Annotated in this window: 14 protein-coding genes and 1 riboswitch; of the genes, 7 read left to right on the forward strand and 7 right to left on the reverse strand. The window is 46.7% G+C overall.

Translation table 11 applies throughout. The features are described from left to right. Positions 1–121: 121 nt before the first annotated feature. Both K1Y79_RS09010 and K1Y79_RS09015 read right to left on the reverse strand, forming a co-directional pair. On the reverse strand, positions 122–1,681 hold the full coding sequence (locus K1Y79_RS09010; RefSeq protein WP_220249691.1) for a RagB/SusD family nutrient uptake outer membrane protein: 1,560 nt from the start codon (positions 1,679–1,681) through the stop codon (positions 122–124). A 20-nt stretch (positions 1,682–1,701) separates the two neighbouring features. After that, positions 1,702–4,827 (reverse strand): SusC/RagA family TonB-linked outer membrane protein, encoded by a 3,126-nt coding sequence (locus tag K1Y79_RS09015; protein ID WP_220249692.1) that lies wholly within the window; start codon positions 4,825–4,827, stop codon positions 1,702–1,704. A gap of 456 nt (positions 4,828–5,283) precedes the next feature. Between K1Y79_RS09015 and K1Y79_RS09020 the strand changes: the two genes are divergently transcribed. From K1Y79_RS09020 to K1Y79_RS09035, 4 genes are all read left to right on the forward strand, one after another. Beyond that, entirely contained in the window at positions 5,284–5,715 is a 432-nt protein-coding gene (locus tag K1Y79_RS09020) for a cupin domain-containing protein (protein WP_220249693.1), read from the forward strand. 148 nt (positions 5,716–5,863) lie between these two features. Beyond that, positions 5,864–6,370, forward strand: coding sequence for a peptide-methionine (S)-S-oxide reductase MsrA (gene msrA, locus K1Y79_RS09025; protein ID WP_220249694.1), 507 nt, complete (start codon positions 5,864–5,866; stop codon positions 6,368–6,370). Between the two features lie 226 nt (positions 6,371–6,596). Beyond that, a complete protein-coding gene (locus K1Y79_RS09030; RefSeq protein WP_220249695.1) occupies positions 6,597–7,784 on the forward strand; it encodes a S1 family peptidase in 1,188 nt (395 codons plus the stop codon). Between the two features lie 54 nt (positions 7,785–7,838). Continuing rightward, positions 7,839–8,348 (forward strand): immunoglobulin-like domain-containing protein, encoded by a 510-nt coding sequence (locus K1Y79_RS09035; protein WP_220249696.1) that lies wholly within the window; start codon positions 7,839–7,841, stop codon positions 8,346–8,348. Positions 8,349–8,419: 71 nt separating this feature from the next. Here the strand turns inward: K1Y79_RS09035 and K1Y79_RS09040 are convergent, their stop codons facing one another. From K1Y79_RS09040 to K1Y79_RS09060, 5 genes are all read right to left on the reverse strand, one after another. Then, positions 8,420–9,904, reverse strand: a complete 1,485-nt coding sequence (locus K1Y79_RS09040) for a PepSY domain-containing protein (protein ID WP_220249697.1) — start codon at positions 9,902–9,904, stop codon at positions 8,420–8,422. A gap of 89 nt (positions 9,905–9,993) precedes the next feature. Next, entirely contained in the window at positions 9,994–12,432 is a 2,439-nt protein-coding gene (locus tag K1Y79_RS09045; RefSeq protein WP_236059552.1) for a TonB-dependent receptor, read from the reverse strand. 172 nt (positions 12,433–12,604) lie between these two features. Continuing rightward, positions 12,605–12,795, reverse strand: a riboswitch (cobalamin riboswitch). Positions 12,796–12,876: 81 nt separating this feature from the next. Further along, complete coding sequence (locus K1Y79_RS09050) at positions 12,877–13,686, reverse strand: tetratricopeptide repeat protein (RefSeq protein ID WP_220249698.1); 810 nt, start codon at positions 13,684–13,686, stop codon at positions 12,877–12,879. Positions 13,687–13,776: 90 nt separating this feature from the next. After that, a complete protein-coding gene (locus tag K1Y79_RS09055) occupies positions 13,777–14,775 on the reverse strand; it encodes a 2-hydroxyacid dehydrogenase (RefSeq protein ID WP_220249699.1) in 999 nt (332 codons plus the stop codon). Between the two features lie 515 nt (positions 14,776–15,290). Beyond that, the gene (locus K1Y79_RS09060; RefSeq protein ID WP_220249700.1) at positions 15,291–16,055 is read right to left on the reverse strand and encodes a hypothetical protein; all 765 of its coding nucleotides are present in this window, start codon (positions 16,053–16,055) and stop codon (positions 15,291–15,293) included. A 346-nt stretch (positions 16,056–16,401) separates the two neighbouring features. Between K1Y79_RS09060 and K1Y79_RS09065 the strand changes: the two genes are divergently transcribed. The 3 genes from K1Y79_RS09065 to K1Y79_RS09075 all read left to right on the forward strand — a co-directional run bounded on the left by K1Y79_RS09065 (position 16,402) and on the right by K1Y79_RS09075 (position 20,487). After that, a complete protein-coding gene (locus K1Y79_RS09065) occupies positions 16,402–17,664 on the forward strand; it encodes a M57 family metalloprotease (RefSeq protein ID WP_220249701.1) in 1,263 nt (420 codons plus the stop codon). A 229-nt stretch (positions 17,665–17,893) separates the two neighbouring features. After that, positions 17,894–18,571 carry a hypothetical protein gene (locus K1Y79_RS09070; RefSeq protein ID WP_220249702.1) on the forward strand — a complete coding sequence of 226 codons (678 nt, stop codon included), beginning with the start codon at positions 17,894–17,896 and terminating at the stop codon, positions 18,569–18,571. 239 nt (positions 18,572–18,810) lie between these two features. Next, the gene (locus tag K1Y79_RS09075; protein WP_220249703.1) at positions 18,811–20,487 is read left to right on the forward strand and encodes a GH39 family glycosyl hydrolase; all 1,677 of its coding nucleotides are present in this window, start codon (positions 18,811–18,813) and stop codon (positions 20,485–20,487) included. The last annotated feature ends 2 nt before the right edge of the window (positions 20,488–20,489 follow it).

Raw genomic sequence — 20,489 nt, forward strand, 5'->3', positions numbered from 1 at the left:
CTGAAAGTGGTTTGCGGGCTGCTCCTGAAAGCCGCCAGCGATGGGCCGCCCATCATCATTTATCAAGCATTGGTTAAGCTATCAAAGAATTATTTTGATAGCTGATCACCATGCAGGACACTCAGTAACCTGGGTTTTGATCTGCTGGTGTAATATCGTCGTTTAACTTCATTTCTGTATCCGGAATCGGGAACAGGGTATGGAAATCCTTGATATTACCTGCCCGCTTCGTCCACTCGTTACGGGCTTTCACATATTCAACGAATTTGCCGGTACGAATCAGGTCAATACGACGCCAGTCTTCGGCAAACAGCTCCCGCATCCTTTCATCCAGAATAGCTGTTCTGAAGGCATCCTGGGAAGACGCCACCCATTTCTTATCTTCCGGCAATGTGCCACCCCAGGCACGGGCCCGCACTTCATTGACAACAGTGACAGCGTCGCCGGTACGCCCCATCTCATTCAGGCATTCCGCGTAACACAGCCTGGCGTCGGCCAGTCTTAATACGGGTATGTTCTTACCGGAGTTCCACATGTTATTGATCTTCTCTTCTGCATGTTTATCTGTACGGAAGTCTTCATACTTTTTTATATGTGGTAGTAGTTCGTCAAAGTCATCACCAAGGTCCTCCCACTTAATAGGGTCGAGGGTGGGCGTTACGCCATAGTAGGTAAAATCATACCGGATGCTTTCATACCGGCGCAGGTCCCCTTTTTCCCAGATGCCGCCGCTGTCTACTGAGGAATAGGCGTATTTCGTAGGTACTACCTTGTCATATCCTGCATAGTAACAGCCATCGCCAAAGTATGCCTGTACAGCGCGGGAACCTATCTGGAACTGCAGCCTGTTATTGTTTGGATATACAGGGCTGAACTGAAATTCCAGTACCGCCTCACGGGTATTAGGTCTGGTATAGTCCCACAGGTCTTTATAAGGTACAAGGGTATACTCGCCCATCATCTTTTCAAAGCAGGAAGCTGCTTTTGAGAAGTCACGTAATCCTGTTTCTACCGGTGCTGACATATATGCTTTTCCCAGCATCATCCAGGCAGCGCCGGCAGTAGCACGGCCCGGGTCATTGGTCTCCGGACAGTACAGTGTTGCCCGCTGCAGATCCGCGATAATAAATGCCCATACGTCCTTTAGTGGCTGCCTCCGGAAGCCCAGTTCCGCGCTTCTATCCAGATCGATGATAGGTATTTCGCCCCAATACATCGCCATCTGGAAATCCAGGAAGCCGCGTATAAAAGAAGCCTCCCCTACCAGCTTCGCTTCTCTGGATGCCGGCGTTAGTGTTCCTGCGCCTAACCCTTTAATGATTTTGGCCGCCTCATTAATCATTGGCCAGCGGATATTCCACTGGTTGGCAACATGATTCAGTGTAGAGTTAAGGTTACCGTCAAAACGATCAAGACCGCCTTTCTGCGGATCGCTCTTCATCTGAAAAGCCCCCTGCTGGATCTCGTCTGTTCCCATCATCATAATAAGCCCCTGTTCATCTGTACGGATAAATTTCCACTTGGCGTAGACGCCTTTCAGGCTTGTTTCTACCAGATTCACATCCTCATACACCTGGCTCTCGTCCAGCCGGGTAGTACTACGTTCGTCCAGAAAGTTGCTGCAGGATACGGACAACATCGCAATACCTGCTATCAGTCCCCATTTTATAGTGCGTTGCATAATAATCTAACAGTTGAGAGTTAAAAACCTACATTCAGTCCAAATACATACATTTTCACCGGCGGATAACCGTAATCGCCTGTCTCGGGATCCATACCCTTATACGGAGAAATACAGAACAAGTTAGAGCCGGTAACATAAAGGCGGAAGTTATTCAGCTTCCAGTTGCTCAGTTTCTGCTCCGGCAGATTATAAGACAGGGTAAGCGCCGATAATCTCAGGAAAGAAGCATTCTGTATAGCATAATCCAGGTCAGAAGGATTATAGCGGTTATAGCTGGTATTAGCAATCACACGCGGAATATTCGTATTGGTATTCTCGGGCGTCCACCGGTTAAGCAGGTCTGTCGAAGCCATACTTTCCCCTATACTGTTGGCCAGTGTTTCGTAATAACTACTGATTTTCTTAGCTCCATAGGAATAGGTAAACATCGCATTCAGGGAGAATGCCTTATAAGAAAGGTTTGTGGTGAACCCACCATAGAATTTAGGATCTGTTATCGCTACAATAGTTCTGTCATACTGATCCACTACGCCGTCCGGTACACCATTCGGACCAGAAATATCTCTGGCAAACAGATCCCCCGGACTAACCGTCTTACCGTTGTAGTTAATACCTTCCCAGTCCCTGCGGTTAGTTTCCTGCGCAATACCGCCTGACCGCATCGTATAGATAGTATGCAGTGATTGCCCCAGGAACAGATTGTCTGTGCGCTGAATATTGTTTTCATACGTATTATAGATGGCGGTAGCATCGCCGTATAGCTGAGTGATCCTGTTCCGGTCAAAGGAGATATTCGCTGATAGATTCCAGTTGAAGTCTTTACTACGGATCACATCCCCATTTACAGAAAACTCCATCCCTTTATTGTTCACACTACCGATATTCTCCCATTGCTGATTGAACCCGGTGCTGCTTGCCAATGTACGCTTCAGTAAGAGGTTATCGTTATTGATATTAAAGAAATCAGCGGTGATATTCAGTCTGGATTTAAAGAAGCCCATGTCGATACCGATGTTACTTTGCTTTTGCTTCTCCCAGGTGATGTTCGGATTACCGCGTAAGCCATCATTTTCAATCAGTGCGTTGCCATTGTCTATTCTTGAGCCGTACAGGGTCTGGTACACATAGTTGTTGATGTCCTGGTTACCTACAACACCATATCCGACGCGCAGTTTCAGCTGACTGAATACTGGTACACGCTGCATAAAGTCCTCCCTGATCACATCCCATGCGGCAGACACTGAAGGGAATACGCCCCAGCGATTGCCTTGCGCAAAGCGGGAAGAACCATCATAGCGGGCAGTGGCAGTTAAATGGTATTTGTCTTTGTAGCTATAGTTGACACGTCCCAGGTAAGAGAGTAAGGTAAAAGCATAAAAGTCAGACCCTATTACTGATTTTTCAATAGCCGCAGCACCTCCGATGTCGTTATATCCCAGGCCGTCACTGGCGAAGCGGTCGCCCTGTGCTTTGGTATAATTGGACTGCCTTCTGCTGGAGCTGGTTCCGGCCAGTGCGGTGAGGCGGTGATCGTTTGCGATAGTTGTTGTATAGGTTACCGTATTGTCCCATTGCCAATAAGTATCTGCCCATCTTTCATGTTTTGCCCGCGCATCTCCGTTGTACTGACGGATAGCTTCCTGTATGTTGTGCGGTGTAAACTCAAACCACTCCTGCGTACCATAATCCAGGGAATAACTGGAGCGGATATCCAGCCCTTTTATAGGTGTGATATCAATATAGTTTGCGCTGGTAACACGATTACGGGACCGGTCACGCTGGATATGCAGTGAGTTGAACGGATTGTAATCGTTGTTGTTCTGCTCTCCGTGAGAACGGTAGTAAATGGTTAAGTAATCATAACTGTAACGGGTAGCACGATCCCGGTATGGCTCATAGTTCAGCAAAGGATTTGCGTTCAGCGCCTTGTTATATACATCATCAGAAGGCATGTCGTCGTTAGTACGGGTGAAGCCGGTATTGGTACCGACCTTCAGCCACTTCTTAATGTTATACTCAGCATTAAAGCGACCGGTATACTTGTTCTGGGCAGTGTTTTCAATCACCCCTTTGGTACCTGCGTACCCAAGACTCAGATAGAATATACCCCGCTCGGCACCACCAGAGAAACTCACTGCATGGTTCTGCTGAAAACCAGTACGTGATACCTGGTCCAGCCAGTTGTAAGTCTGTTTCTTATTGTAAGTATCAAACTCCTGGTCAGAGAAGGCGATATTCGTCTTCATCAGGGTATTATCGATATAATCCTGGCGGTTAGCATTCGGATTGTCTTTCATATAACCATTGGCATATGCGTCCAGGCGCAATGCAAACAGCTGTTGTGCGTTCATGGTCTTAGGTATCCTGGTAAAGTCAGATACACCCGCCCAGCTGTCATATGTGACCAGGCCGTCGCCACCTCTGCGTTGCCCTTTTTTGGTAGTGATTACTACAACGCCATTTGCGCCGCGGGAACCATATAATGCTGTAGCAGAAGCGTCTTTCAGTACCTGCACCGACGCCACGTCATTGACGTTCACTGAATTAAATCCACCCTGGTTGTTTTCCATGATCACGCCATCCACTACATAGATCGGGGAAGCGCCTGCATTGATGGTATTGATACCGCGTACACGAATAGTGGCATCATCACTTGGACGGGTTGCATTGCTGACAAATACGCCTGCTGCATTACCCTGTAAGGCCTGGTTAATATTCGTTGCAGGACGTTCCAGTAACTTCTTGGAATCTACTGTTGCCACAGCTCCGGTCAGGTCCGACTTCTTCATGCGTGCGCCGACAACTACCACCTCATCCACGACGGCGGTAGCCTGTTGCATTTTAACGTTAACAGGCCCGGTACCATTGAACGGAACAGACTGTGTCTCAAAACCTAAAAAGCTAAATTCCAGGGCACCTTTGGCATCATCCGCAGGAATCACGAAAGAGCCCTTGCCATCTGTTACAGTACCCGTTTTTGTACCAACCAGTCTGACCGTCACACCCGGCAGTGGTTCTCCCTTAATATCAGTAACGCTACCCGCGATCCTGCCCCCCTGGGCAAATACTGGTATAGCGCCGGTCAGCGTAGCTATGAAGCATAGGAGCATCCATAGCCTCCTTGAAGCATTTCTTACATGCATAACGTGAAGCATAAAATGTTTAGTAAAGATTCTTGTAATGACAGGTATACTAAGTAATTGGCATTCTTCTTTTAACGTGAAATCAATCTTACGAACTACTGTTCCCATGACGCAAAACAGTACCACCCAGCTATATATAGCTGATAATCAGTATCATCGCATGTTCTGATATCAAAAGTATTCTAGTCTGGTCTATTAGACAAATATAGGGTTACTTTTCAAAATTCAAAGCATATTTTTTTGAGTATTTCAACATTCAGCTTACCTCCGCTTACTAGATAATAGGCAGGGGCTAATCAGCAAAACGCTACATCCTGTTCAGGGTCACCATTGACTTACTCACGGACTATCCTGTCCGGTTGCCGGCCTTACCACTTGACCCGAGCACTGTAACGGCCATACCTTTACACCCGTAACAATCATTAACACATCAATCAACAACAAAACACAGCATATATGAACAAACATATCATCCTTAGCCTGGGCATCATCTTGAGTTTCACAGCACTATTTACCTCCTTACCAGCTAATGCACAACAACCAGGTATAAAACGTACTAACCTGCAACGTCATGATCTCAGTACAGCAGGTAAAGAGACGATTCAGGTGCGTATAGATTTCGCTCCGGGTAGCGCTTTCGGGAAACACACCCACCCCGGGGAAGAGATCATTTACGTACTGGAAGGTACCCTGGAATATGAAGTGGAAGGTAAAGGAGCCATTATACTGAAAGCCGGCGACGTACTATTTATACCGGCCGGCGTCGTACATGCCGCCAAAAATGTAGGTAAAGACAATGGCGCCGAACTAGCCACCTATGTCGTTGAAAAAGGTAAACAATTAGTAGTACTACAGCATACAACTGATACCAGCCCAAAACACAGGTAGATGCCAGCAGGTGGCAGTGATAACGCTCCCACAACGAATTTACTTGCCATACTGGCAGCATTTATTTGTACTATGCGACAATCTGCTAAATTGGCTGTCAATATTTCCCTGGCACAAATGATGCTGCTATAAGTCTAAAATACAGAACATGTCAATTCAAACTGCAATACTAGCCGGTGGATGCTTCTGGGGAGTGGAAGAACTTGTCCGTGCATTACCTGGTGTGCTCGAAACAAAAGTCGGTTATACCGGCGGCGACGTGCCTAATGCTACTTATCGCAATCATGGTACACATGCAGAAGGTATAAAGATTACATACGATACCAACCAGCTTTCTTACCGCAGATTACTGGAATTTTTCTTCCAGATACATGACCCTACCACGCTCAACCGCCAGGGTAATGATATCGGTATGTCCTATCGCTCTGCTATCTTTTACCTGGACCAGGAGCAGCAGGAGACAGCCACACAGCTTATCAGCGAACTGAACGCCGCTAACATCTACAATAAGCCTATTGTTACACAGGTAGTACCGGCATCAGACTTCTGGGACGCTGAAGAAGAACACCAGGACTATCTCCAGAAACATCCTTTCGGATATACCTGCCACTTTATCCGGCCCGAATGGAAGCTGGAGCAAACCCAAGGAAAATAACCTGATGATAAGACCCGCTGTAATGGCGGGTTATTTTTTTTCCTCTGTACCTGCTATTTCAGTGATTCTCTATATCTGCTAAATTGGATAACAAGTTTATTCCCTTCATATATCCAATCCATTTATTTTTGTCTCCGGCGTTCACCTATATTCCTGTTTGTTAGTTAATACGCTACCAGAGACCCATGCTTTATGCACATTTTGCTAAACAATAAATCCCCTTTTTATGAAAATGAAAACCTATCTGACGTTGCTTGCAATCACCCTGTCTGTTGCATGCTTCACCTATTCCTGCTCCAAAAAAGGTCAGGACGTCCCCAACACAGCTATCGGTTCGGAAAGACACACCGAACAGGATGCAAACCCTCAATGGCAGGCTATTCAATACTACAACAGGATCAATGAATCCTTTGGCATTTCTCCGGACAAAGACAACAGCGCGGCTATTGCCGGCATGCCTGACTACTATGGTGGCGCATTCATCAACAAACAGCATAAACTGGTAGTTTATGTAAAGGGCGATGTCGCTACTGCCAGCAAACAGATTGCTGATATTACAGGCGCTGCCGACGTTATCATCAAGCCTGCAAAGTTCTCCTACAAAGAACTCACCAGCGTGATGGACAAGCTGAATAACATTAAACTCAGCAGCGCTGCAAGGACCTATGCTACCAACTATGTTAGCTGGTCGCTGATGGATGCAGAAAACAAAGTTGTAGTAGAACTGGAAAACTTCAACGATCAGAAGATCAGCGAGTTTAAAAAAACAGTGCTGAACTCCCCTGCTATCGAATTTAGAAAATCTGCCGGAAGGGTTAAACTGGAGGTAAACCTGGATCCAGGTTGTAAAGCTGCCCTGAACACCTCTGGTACCAGCTACGGTTCTTATGCATTCAGAGCAAGACGTACCTCTGACTCACAGGTAGGTATGGTAACTGCTGGCCACGTTGTATCTGTAGGCGGCACTATCTACAACGGTTCCAGTGTTGTAGGCACCTGCTCTGCTTCCATTCAGTCAGGATCTACTGACGTTGCCTTCATTCCTGTTACCAATACCGCGTCCTTCACGCCAACAAATACCCTTTGCGGTACATCCACTACGCTGTCTACTTCCACCAGCCTGCCAGGTGTTGGTACCCTGGTGAATATGAGAGGCGCTACTACTGGTACTTCCTCCGGCAACATCATCAGCACCAATGCCAGCACGACAACTGCTGCAGGTATTTCATACACTAACCTGACCACTGCCGATTATGCCAGTGCAGGCGGCGACAGCGGTGGTATCATCTACACCTATGTTAGCGCAAGTAATACTCGCTTCACCGTGGGTCTTCACCTCGGCGCAGGCGGTACTACCAGGTACTTTACTAAAGCTGGTCTGGCTCTCAGCGCAATAGGAGCTACCAGATATTAACAAATTGTGGTGAATGAAATTTTTCGTAATATAGTTGGCAAATTTACCATGCTTATGCGTATTTCACTGTATTACCTCATCATTCCCGCGTTGATCCTTGGTAGTTGTGCCTCCAATAACAACGCAGGCAACAACAACACCGGAGACAGCACCACTGTGGACTCCAACAATGTTTCAAAGATGCAAGACACTGCAACTAACACCAGCACCGCCGATCCGGCCGGCAACATCGCCATGACCCTGTCGCCTGGTACCTATAAGTCCAGCACTGTAGGTAAGGCCACACTCACCATCACCAACAACTCTACTGAAGACGTCTCCTTCGGCGATCCTTATAAAGTAGAGTATAACAACGGTGGTAACTGGGAGAAAGTAAGCATCTTTGACGAAGTGGTTTTCACTGCCATGATGCATGCTGTCGCTCCCGGCAAATCCCAGGAATTTCCTATTAATCTGCAGCCCGTGCCGTATGATTATAAACCTGGTGAATACCGGATACTGAAAGGTGCACAGTCAGGCGATAAATCATTTCAACTGACTACTACCTTTACTGTAGATAAGTAAAGATCATTTACTTTATATTAACTAAAAAGCTGGCGGTATCTCTCCGCCAGCTTTTTTATTTCAGCATACCTTTAACTGTTTACTTTCCGCCTGCACCACTTCCAGGTAAGTACCAAACCTGTAATACTCACAAGTGTACCTCCTGTCAACAGCACTAACACAACAATATCCCATAAAGGCCGCTTATACACTAAAAAGCTGAAGTCAAAACTATGTAAACCATGATACAACCACCTCTCCACACGGCTTCCCTTTTCATGCTTCAATGCCAGCTGCCCTGTCGCCAGATCTATGTAGTAGCTTGTCTTCTCCGGATTATCAAAGCTGACGCGCAGTACTGGTAACCGCTTGTCAAACGCACGTGCATAGTAATAATCATCATACCTCTCCAGTACTTCTGCACTACGCACTGAATAGTTCTGCTGAAACCCCTTCACCGCCGCCAGTAACGGTGCCACCGGGTAATACCTGAAAGGCTGCGTATCTGTTTCGTCAGCGGCCAGCAAACAGGTATGCATCCCGTCTTCATAAGCAAGGTAATACGGCCTGCCCAGGATGCTGATCATCTGCAGCTCTTTTACGGTGACTGTTTTGCCTAACCGCTCCATGGCCTGCGCTGGTGATAACTGGTAACCGGCAACGTCTACCCATGCCCCCGATAGCACATTCCGTTCGGCCAACTGCCTCGCACTATCAGGCCCGATTGCCAGCGGCCCCATAGAAAACAACCCGCTCAGCACCCAGGTAAACACAAATAGTCCGAATACAAAACCTGTATAATGATGATAACGGAACCAGCGTTTCTTATACGGACTGAAATCCAGTCCATTACCGCGCTTCCGCTTATAGCGGATGATTCCCATGATAATCCCGCTCAGGCACATTACACAACCGATCAACGACACCCATATCACTACCTGACTCCATACCTGCCGGTTGCGGATCAACACTGTCGGATATATCCAGTGAGGCACAGGTCCCAGCCACGCCCAGAATCGTTGCCTGCCATTAAGCTTCTGTACGGCCTCGCCGGTATACACAGATACATAGACGTAAGTACCTGCTGCATCATCCATCTCACACCGGTGCACCTGTGGCAGGTATCCCTGTGAACGATGTGCTGCCATCCATTGATCGATCTGCGACAATGTTTCTATCCGTTGCGGGCGACTGCTATTATTCACGAATGCCGTAGCAACCTTTGCTGCCAGCGCAGTATCCACTTCACGAAGTACAGTGCCGCTATCTGCAAACACCGTCAGGTGCTGATTCTTTTGAGTGATCATGCGATACACGGGTCTGTCCAGCAACATGCCTATACGCATACTGCGCACAGTATCTGTAATGCCGGCAGTAACCATTGCCTGCTGCGGCGTAAGTCTACACGCTCCGAGGCGAACGGCAGGTAATTGCTGCAGGCGCTGGTGATACTTCATTGTCGGATAACTGGCGTACATCATTACGAAACCAGACAGAAACCAGCATACAAACAGCAGGCTTAATACAAACCCAAGATACCGGTGCAGGAGCATCACTCCTTTCTTCAGTTTTTTCATGCCTGTTATATAGATGGGAATTAAGATGATAATGGCTGATACAGGCAGACAGCCCTCCCCTGCACACAAAGGAGAGCTGCTATAGCCTACTAAAGTGAATATTTAAGGGTTACCAGGTAATTACGTGTTGCGCCCGGGTAGAACTGATTTGTAATAATCACGTTTGAAAAGTAACGCTCGTTAGCAAGATTGTTTACATTCAGTCGCAGACCGACATGCCCTATCTGATAGCCCAAAGCGGCATCCAATACAGTATACGCCGGCAACACATAAGTATTGGCACTATTCGCATAGGTATCTGACATATAATTTATGCCCATACCAAAGCTGAATCCGCGTAAAACGCAACGTTGCAACTGATAATTCGCCCATAGATTAGCCATATGTTTTGGCGCAAGTACTACGGTATTCCCCGCCACTGCATTTACATGCCCGCCGGTAAACGGACGATATACAGCTGCTGTATAAGTATAGCCTGCATTCAGATCAAGGCCCGCCAGCGGACTACCCTGCGCCTCTACCTCATACCCTTTTGACTCCGCAGAACCAATCCTTCTGTAAACACCGCCCGGTAAACCTTCGACCTGATTGTTCTTACGCATATAATACATAGATGCTGTAATCAGCCAACGGTTGCCTGATTCGAGACGCGAACCTACTTCCGCCTGGTAACCATCTTCCGGATCAAATGTTTCACCATTAGGCGCGACCCTACGCGAAGGCTTGAAATACGTAGCATAAGAACCATATACCGACCACCTCTCGGTAGGCTGATAAACCAGTCCGCCACGATAGGTCAGCGCAGCTGCCGGGATATTTGTCTTTGCACCGCGCTCCGTAACATGAGCCTCCCGGTCTACCTTATCAGTATAATACGTACCTCGGAATATATCATAACGCACACCTACCAATGCCTTCAGCTTCTCAGAGAAATTCAGCCATTCCTGTACATAGATTCCGTGTACCGTTTCATCAGTTGCCCGGTATTGCGTGCGGTAGTAATCCAGATTCCCCTGGTTCAATACCGGCTGCTGCACTGCAACGGTTGCATTCAATGCTGGACCGAAGATGTTACCATTATAAGTCTTTCTGTCAAGAATGCTAAGTGCATACCCCACCAGCAACTTATGCTCAATCTTACCTGTATGCGCTGTGTACGTCAGTTCCAGCTGATTCTGAAGCGGCTTTGTCAGGTGATTAAAGTATAGCGGAGAAGTACGTGTGAGGGAATCCATCGCCGCGTTAAAAGACAGTTCTTCAGTAGAGAAATAGTCTATATTATCGTCTGAGTAAGACAGCTGATCAGACAGTGTCAGTGCATTATTAAACTGGTGAGTATACCTTAGCTGGAAGTCATACCGGGTATTCTTCAGGAAGTCTGCCGGATCGTTGTAACGTGTATTCACATTCATGCCCGGTGCTACTTTACCGCCTTCCAGCATAGGTATACCTGTGTCAGTATCGTATCTGTCTTTGTTAGCCCCTACGGTAAAGTAAAAATTATCGCGGACGGTAGGTGCATATTCCAGTGCCAGGTAGATATTGTTTGTGTTAACGCCTGACTGCCGGTAACCTTCTGTTTCCGACAATCCTACATCCACGCGGTAGGACAATGTTTTACTGAGTGCCCCGCCAGCTCCTACGCGCATTCTGCGGGTATTGAAGCTGCCATAGGATGCAGAGAAGTCGGCCTTTTGTTCTTTAGTCGGACGTTTACGCACCAGGTTAATGATCCCTCCAAGCGCCGAATGACCAAACAATACGGAAGCCGGACCTTTCAATACTTCAATCCGCTCAATATTAGCCAGGTTAGTACTGGGAGCACTGGTTGAAATGTTATGCCGTTCATCACGTACGCCATCCACCAGTAGTACAAAGTTGCTGAATCCGCGGACGGTGAAGTGCTGGAAACCGCCGTAGGTGTTATTAGCGCGTACCCCGGTAGTATTCTTCATAGCCTCACCCAGATCATCAATACCACGTTGTTCAATGGTACGGGCCGAGACCGCACTGGTTGTCAGCGGCAGATCTCTTACAGGAACCGCTATCTTGTTTACATTGGTGAATGATGCCCGCTGAGCGGTGCTGATGGTTACTGCTGAAAGCTGTCCTGTGTGATTACTCAGTTGTAATGACAGCTCAGTCGTACGCCTCGAGATTACGACTACCTCGTGCCTGGCTACCTGGTAACCAACGCCGGATACTGCCAGTGTATACGTCCCAGTGGGTACATTGGCTAACTGATAATAACCCTGGGCATCTGTTACACTACCGTAGGTGGTCTGGTCAAGTCTGACCGTCATTCCGGGCAATGGCTGACCAGCTGGTGAAGTGATCTGTCCGCGGAGGGTTCCCTGTTGCATACTGCCTTGTTCTGTCTGGGCATAGCTACGCACAGCGGGCGCACAAACCTGCAGGAATAGGGTCATGGTACACACTATCAGCGGATGAAAATAAATGTTTGCCGGCCTGGATACCGGGAAAGAATTGCTGCGAATATGGCAGCGGGTGATGGTAGAAATCTGCATTGGTAGGTTGAAGAAAATGAAACATTGTTCTTCCTGAACTTTACCATGCCGTCGGATGTAGCGTTACAGAAAAGGTCTGAGGATTTGTAATAAGTACATACCTATTTCCGGCAATACGCGTATTACCGGATACAAAACCTCCAAACCAGACGTTGCTTCAGTCCACGAAAGCATTGCCATCATAAAAAAGGCAGGTCTCCTGACTTGTAACATTGCTGCCGTCCTTCCCAGTCATGATAGATGACCAGTGGACTATTGCTGGCAGCAACCGTAGCGTTACTTACAGTTGCGGGACAGTTCGTGATTCACACACGATTCCCTATTAATCTGCACTTAAGCAGAACCTTTTTTAGTTGGGGAAAGAAAAAGAACTTAAACGGCGCAAATATAGGATCTTTTATACCTCAAAGCTGCGCGGCCAAATTTTTATTTCAGGATAGCCATTTAACTGGCAGGAGTATTTTCTTCGATAGACTTCAGGGCCATACGGGCAATTGCAATATTTGCAGTAGTTGTCTCGGCGGCAAAGATCAATTCGCCCAGCAGCAGCCGTGCATTTTCTTTCTCGCCTTTATTATTGAGCACCAGTGCTTTGTTGATCAGCAACATTCCTTTTGTTTCTGCATCCGGCGATTTTAGCAGTCCGGTGTTAATGGCTTCCAGTCTTTGCGTATCATCATCCAGCAGACCAGCCAGTTCTTTCCATGCCGGTGCGAAGTCAGGAAATTGCTGGGTGATAGCCCGGGCAATGCTCAGTTTCTCAGTTTCATCGGTGGTCCATTCTATCTGCAGATAGGCCATATAAAGGCCGGATGGAAATTTACCAGCCTTCTCACCTTCCAGCGCATAGATGGCAGTTTTAGCGGTGAAGAACCCCCTGGGTTGTAGTTTATCTGTCTGCTGATAGTAGTCCAGCGCTTTCGCGGAATCTCCTTTTAACAGATAGGTAAACGCCAGATCATATAAGGGGTATGCCCAGTTTGGAGCCAGTTTAATGGCAGCTTCCAGTTTGAGTATTGACGCCTCATACTGACCGGATTGTCCCAGTGTTCTGGCTTCGTTATGCAGCTGCTGAGCGGCAGGCTGTATGTGCTGATCGTCCGTCATGTTATAATCTACTTCACCTGTATATGTTGTCAGATCTGCTGCCGTAATGATATTTCCCTGGTTGTCCTGGTATACGATTCTGGCAGGTTGCTGACAACCATACAAATAGAAGGATAATAAGGTATAGAGATATAGGTGTATTTTCATATAGTCGGGATAGTTTGATGCCAGAGCGCGGCACAAATATATTACTTTATTTTATATATCAGTCCGCTGTCAGGCGTCTACCATCCTAGGTTATACAAGAATACGGGCAGGATCGGGATCCTGACCAGCAGCAAATGCGGCGATACTACTGAGTGTAGTATCTGCGATCTGTGCCAATGCCTCAGTAGTGAGGAAGGCCTGATGCCCCGTAACCAGCACGTTCGGAAAACTCATCAGGCGCTGTATCAGGTCATCTGCGATGATTGCACCGGAAAGATCATGGAAGAACAGCTTTTCTTCCTGCTCATATACATCAATTCCCAAATAGGCGATTTTACCCGTTTTAAGGGCCTCTATGGCATCTTTTGTATTAATCAGACCTCCACGGCTGGTATTGATAATAGTAACGCCGGATTTGGCCTTATTAAGCGTTTTTTCATTAATCAGGTAACGGTTCTCCGGCGTCAGCGGACAATGAAGGGAAAGAATATCTGACTGTTGCAGCAGTTCGTCAAAGCTGGTGTATTGAACGCCTGCCTGTTTTAATGTTTCATCAGGGAAAAGATCATAAGCCAGTACGCGGCAGCCGAAGCCTTGCATTATCTTCGCGAAGGCCCGTCCAATCTTGCCGGTACCGATTACACCTGCGGTTTTACCGTAGAGATTGAAACCTAATAATCCGTTCAGCGAAAAGTTCTGTTCTCTCACACGGTTATATGCCTTATGGGTTTTACGGTTCAATGTCAGCAACATAGCCACTGCATGTTCTGCAACCGCTTCCGGTGAATAAGCCGGTACTCTGCATACCCTGATACCCAGTCTGCGCGCTGTATCCAGATGCACATTATTGAATCCCGCACAACGCAGGGCAATCACTTTCACACCTTTAGCTGCCAGCACTTCAATCACTTCCGGCGTGAGCCGGTCATTTACAAACACGCAGACGGCGAAAGTACCTTCTTCCACTGCATTTACGATATGCGGACCAAGATGCGTATCCAGATATTCGATTTGCTGGTGATAGCTGTTGTTATGCTCATTAAAGGAAGCCTTCTCATAAGGCTTCGCAGAAAAGAAAAGTGTCTTCATGGCACGTCATTTTATATACCCTTCTATGAATTTCCGGAAAAATCCGGAGAATCAGACACGTTTCGGTCTTTGCAGATATAGAGTTTTTTGATATCATCACTATAAAGCATACACTACAATATACTATAACGCTTGTTCCGCCAACAAATACACATAGATGCGCAATATGCGCTTCCTTCCTGCTAAGAACAGGGGTACGCACAGCAAAGCATCATCAACACGGTAAAGCAGGCATGATGTAAGACGGTAGAAGCCCAAATGAGGTAAATGATACGGCAAAGGGATGAAGAAGCAACGATATGTAGGTGGACTTGATACGGACATGTTATCTGACGATATTGGAGCGGAGATTAGTCAGATATATAGCGCAGCCGTTATCTAACAGGCACAGGGAGGCCATTACAGGATAGACCTGCAGATAGTACGATCAGTTTGTGATGTACAGTAGTAATATGTCAATATAGTATTCAATGGATATGTAAACTCACCTGTATCATTCTTTACTGGCAGCATGCCTATTCACGTTGAACGTGTATGCTTTCAAGATATGTCTTATTGTTATCACAACATACCTTGTGTATGTAATCTGCCCTAGGGATAGACAGCGATAACTCTCTGTCAATATACTCCTGCTCCTGTGGCAGTTGCACGCCAATAATATCTGCCGCATAACTATCCTTCCCAGCAATTTCATATCCATTCCCGATGCAAGTGATCTGCATGGCAACCAATATAATACCAAGACCCGGCAGATCAACAGGAACGGATAATCCACTGAAAGGCTGGCCGGCGTCAATAGTCGTAAAAATGGTATCCGTTGCAATGATACGATGGCTGGTAAAGTCAATACGGGAGGTAATAACTTTTACCACTACAGTTCTGACGTCCTTACCCACCAGCAATGATTGTGCAGGTATTGCTACAATACCGTCCCGTCTCACTACCGGCTTTTTAGTAAAGAAACTTGCCACACCGGCATGTGTATTGAAACGGAAGCCTGTGATCGTCTTCAGGTTGTCTGTTCCTCCCTGTATCAACAACTTGTTCAGCCGGTTGACAGTAGTACTGTCATACTTTATATCCAGGTGACTTTGTATCGCATGACGGATCAATGCCCCTTTCCTGCTGGCAATACCAAAACGCTTTGCTGCGCGCACAGTAGCCTCCGTTTGCCGTACTCTTTCCGGTACGCTACGCAGATAATACCGCTTATTACGGCAGTAGCCGATCATCTTTCCTAACCGGCCGGTGAATGTGATTAAAGATGTTTGCTTAGCCATCAAAAATGATTTAGGTGAAGACCGAAAATACATCAATTCACTGCAGGTGTTATAGTGGAAGATTAGAGGAGTTTTAACACAGTATTTGCGGAGATTGAATGAATGAAAAGTATTGTTATAGCAGGATTGATAATTGTTGAATAGTGGAAAAAGACAGGTTGGATAATATTGAAAAATGCGCCGTTTTACGACCCTTAGCTAGAATGGAAAAGTCTTTGTCGATACCATTTGGTAAATTGCATGACACAACATTAGAGACAAACATTTAAACTTTCCACTAAATAATGCGGGCCTCACCCACCCTTTTGTTACAATATACTTTTAACCAAATCCAAACGAATTAACAATGCATCATCTCCTTAAAGCGTTCCTATGCGCCCTGGTATGCAGCACTATCCTTTTCTCCTGTAAGAAGGACCAGGTCAGGCAACAAACCCCGAATGAGATCAGCCAGGATGTGATCGCCAAGATCAAAGCCCTGGGCTTCAGCACGCATGAAGTAAGAAGAGTTGAAGATGGTTACGTCGTAGAAGGCGATATCTTTCTACCTGATCATTCCTTTGACGAGCAGCATAATGACAGAAAAGTAGTGATCGCGAAATCGGAACAATACCAGACGTGGAATATCATCGCTACTTCTGCACATCGTGTAATTACAGTATCAGTAACCAATCTGCCCGCAGCATATGTAACTGCGACCGACGAGGCTATTGCCCGGTACAATGCAATGGGCCTGCGTATATCTTTCCAGCGGGTAGCCAGCGGCGGAGAGATTGATATCATCAATGCCAACCTGGGATCAGGCGTACTGGGACAGTCAGCCGGTTTCCCGGATGCACTGGGTAATCCTCCCAGCCCGATCAGGTTAAATGCTGCGTATATTGGCAGCAACCCTAACCAGGGATGGATGGCTACGATTATTGCGCATGAGATAGGTCATACTATCGGCTTCCGCCATACAGACTATTTCAACCGTACCTACAGTTGCGGCGTGGGCGGTAATGAAGGCGTTGCCGGCATAGGCGCAGATCATATACCAGGTACACCTACAGCCGCTGATCCGAACAGCTTTATGCTTGCCTGTATTGGTAATGGTATTAACCGTCCTTTCAATACTAATGACCAGGTAGCACTAAGGTACTTATATGGTACTATCAATGGTACTAATGCCATTGCAGATGGCACTTACAGAATCACCAGCGTAGCCAGTGGCAAAGTGGTAGATGTAGATGCCGGCGGTGTTGGCAACAATGGCGCTAAAGTACAACAGTGGTCATGGCTGGATGGCGTGAACCAGAAGTGGGTGTTTACGTACCTGGGTAATGGCTACTACCGTATCACCAGTCTTGCCAGCGGCAAAGTGCTGGATAGCGATGCCAACCTGATTGCGGCAAATGCTACCAAAGTACAACAATGGGACTGGCTAAGTGGAGACAATCAGCAATGGGCCGTACGCCCCGAAAGCGGTGGCAGCTATGCTATCATCAATAAGCGCAGCGGCAGAGTACTGGATCTTGACGCTGGTCAGTCAGCCAATGATGGCGCTAATATCCAGTTATGGGCGTGGCTGAATGGCGTTAATCAACGCTGGTTCCTGCAGCCCCTCTGATACATTTAAAAGATAAGCGGAGGTGAGGCCCGCTGTATAATCCATCGCTGACGCCAGTGATCTGTCAGTTTTCCAACATCCTGTAAACCATTGGTGACAGGACCAGGTTGATGAGTGCCTGCCATTACATAGTATATTTTCACTATATTGGCACACTTCGATCAATGTAGGATCAGGACAACCTCCAGCTTGCCCCTCCTGCTGAGATCAGTAGTATAACAAAGCTGATATGAGTACTGTAGGCACGATAAATCTTTATGAGAGCGCTTTCCCGGATGGACACGCATTAGCCGAATTTGCCTGGGGAGGACGCCTGGATAACGACGGGCAAATCTATTTCGATTTTCACCTGAAAACCATCGACATCCATATCGATGTAGAAGAAGAAGACATACAATACCCGGAGGGCTGGAAACCTACTATTGTCTTCGGAGGAGAATGCATACTATCTTCCAGTTACTATGGCACTCCCGGTATACTGGTAGATACCGGCAACGACTTGCTGCGCTTTAACGCATTGCCGGAAAGACTTTCAGCAGATCCACTCCCCTTCTCCGAAGAGGAATTTGCCTTTCACATCTACCTGCAGGGCCATGACTCCTGCGCAGACCATCACCTCAGATTCCTTAAGACAAGTCAGGGACTTGACCTTGAATGGACAGGCAAGATTGAACTGACGTATTATGGTGGCAATGGCTTTGTGCATGACTTTAAAGTGCTGGCACATAATATTCAGTTTGATGGCTTCTATTATCCGGTGGACTGGACTAAAGAGGCAGCGGCAGAGATGTTTAAAGCGAAAGTAGCCGGAATAGATCAGTTTGAGTTTGTAGATATTAATCCTGCTTACGGGATGGGTAGTTATAAGCTGGTACCAGTAAGTGGAATTGAGTATGGGGTGGGGTAAGGAAAAGGGTGATACATAATTGTCAGACTATGTGATTGCCACAGTACCGGCAATATTAACGGAAAAGTATTAGCTTTCCCGAAAACCTTTCTTTTTGGTTGTAAAACTGACAGTAATTCACTACATTCAGGGCACTGTTGACCAGTTTACGCCGTACGCACCTACCGCAGGCATTCGATAATACCTGTGATATAACACCAGAGGTACGGCAGATAAGAACACTGACAAATTCCTGTTAAATGAAAATCAAATTACTGTTGTTTATTTGTTGCCTTCATGCTGTACTGGTATCCGGTCAGCAGCGACCTGTTTCCATTACTGTTGATGTACAAAAACAGAAAGGACCACTTAAACCTATATGGGCGTGGTTTGGCTATGATGAGCCGAACTATACCTATATGAAAGACGGACGGAAGTTATTATCAGAGCTGGCAGCGTTAAGTCCTGTTCCGGTATATGTTCGTGCGCATAATCTGATGAATACCGGCGATGGTACTGCCGCCCTTAAATGGGGATCTACCAATATGTATACCGAGGATAAAGATGGTAATCCCATTTATAGCTGGAGAATTGTTGACTCAATCTTCGACACTTATATTAACCAGAAAATGAAGCCGCTGGCACAGATAGGCTTTATGCCCGAAGCATTGTCTACTAATCCCGACCCTTATCGCCATTATTGGCAGCCTGGCCGGAACTATAAAGAGATCTGTACTGGCTGGGCATATCCACCTAAAGATTATGACAAATGGGCTGAACTGATCTACCAGTGGGTAAAGCATTGCATTGAGCGTTATGGAAAGGAAGAAGTAGAAACATGGTATTGGGAGCTATGGAATGAAGCAGATGGGTACTACCTGCTGGTGGATGATAAATTCAAGGTCTACTGTAAGATGTATGATTATGCTTCAGCTGCTGTTAAGAGAGCGCTACCTACTGCCAGAATGGGAGGACCGCATGTAACAGGAGGAGCAGGAGAGTTTATGCGTAAGTTTATTGTACACTGCCTGAGTGAAAAGAATGAAGCGACAGGTCAAACAGGCGCTCCTATTGACTTCCTGGCATTTCATGCTAAGGGCGCTCCTGTATTTACAAATAATAGAGTACGCATGGGCATGAATAATCAGCTGAAAGATGTAGACAGGCATTTGAAGGTGATATCCTCCTTTCCTGCCATGAAAAATATTCCTATTATTATTGGGGAATCTGATCCTGAAGGCTGTGCAGCCTGTGGTATGAAGACAGATCCGCAGAACGCTTACCGTAACGGCACGATGTACTCCAGCTATACGGCTGCTTCTATTGCACGTATCCTGGAATTGGACGCTGCATATGGTACAAACATCATCGGTGCTGTGAACTGGTCTTTTGAGTTTGAAGATCAACCATGGTTCTATGGTTTCCGGGAGCTGGCAACCAATGGCGTAGATAAACCTGTGCTGAACGTCTTCCGTATGCTAGGCATGATGAGAGGCAACCAGGTGGAGGTATCAGGAGATCTGACCTACAATGCAAAGACAATCATGACAGCCGGAGTACGCGGAGAACAAACAGACGTCAATGGATTGGCTGCTACAGATAAGAAATCCGTAACAGTCATGCTTTGGAATTATCATGACGATGATATTATCGAAGGAGAAGCAGCGGTAGAGTTGTCTATCCGGAACATACCTTTCAAAAAGGGTACGCTCCACCATTACCGCATAGACCAGGAACATAGCAATTCCTATGAGGTATGGAAGAAAATGGGATCCCCCCAGTCTCCTACCCCGGAACAATATAAAACACTGGAAGGATCCGGCCAGCTGCAACTCTTATCTTCCCCCGAAAAGGTACGGGTAGAAAACGGTACATTCAAAGTGAAGGTACGTCTACCAAGACAGGCAGTCTCACTGATCCGGATCACTGGCGCTTAAGC

Source organism: Chitinophaga rhizophila (genome assembly GCF_019492185.1).
Classification (GTDB): Bacteria; Bacteroidota; Bacteroidia; order Chitinophagales; family Chitinophagaceae; genus Chitinophaga; species Chitinophaga rhizophila.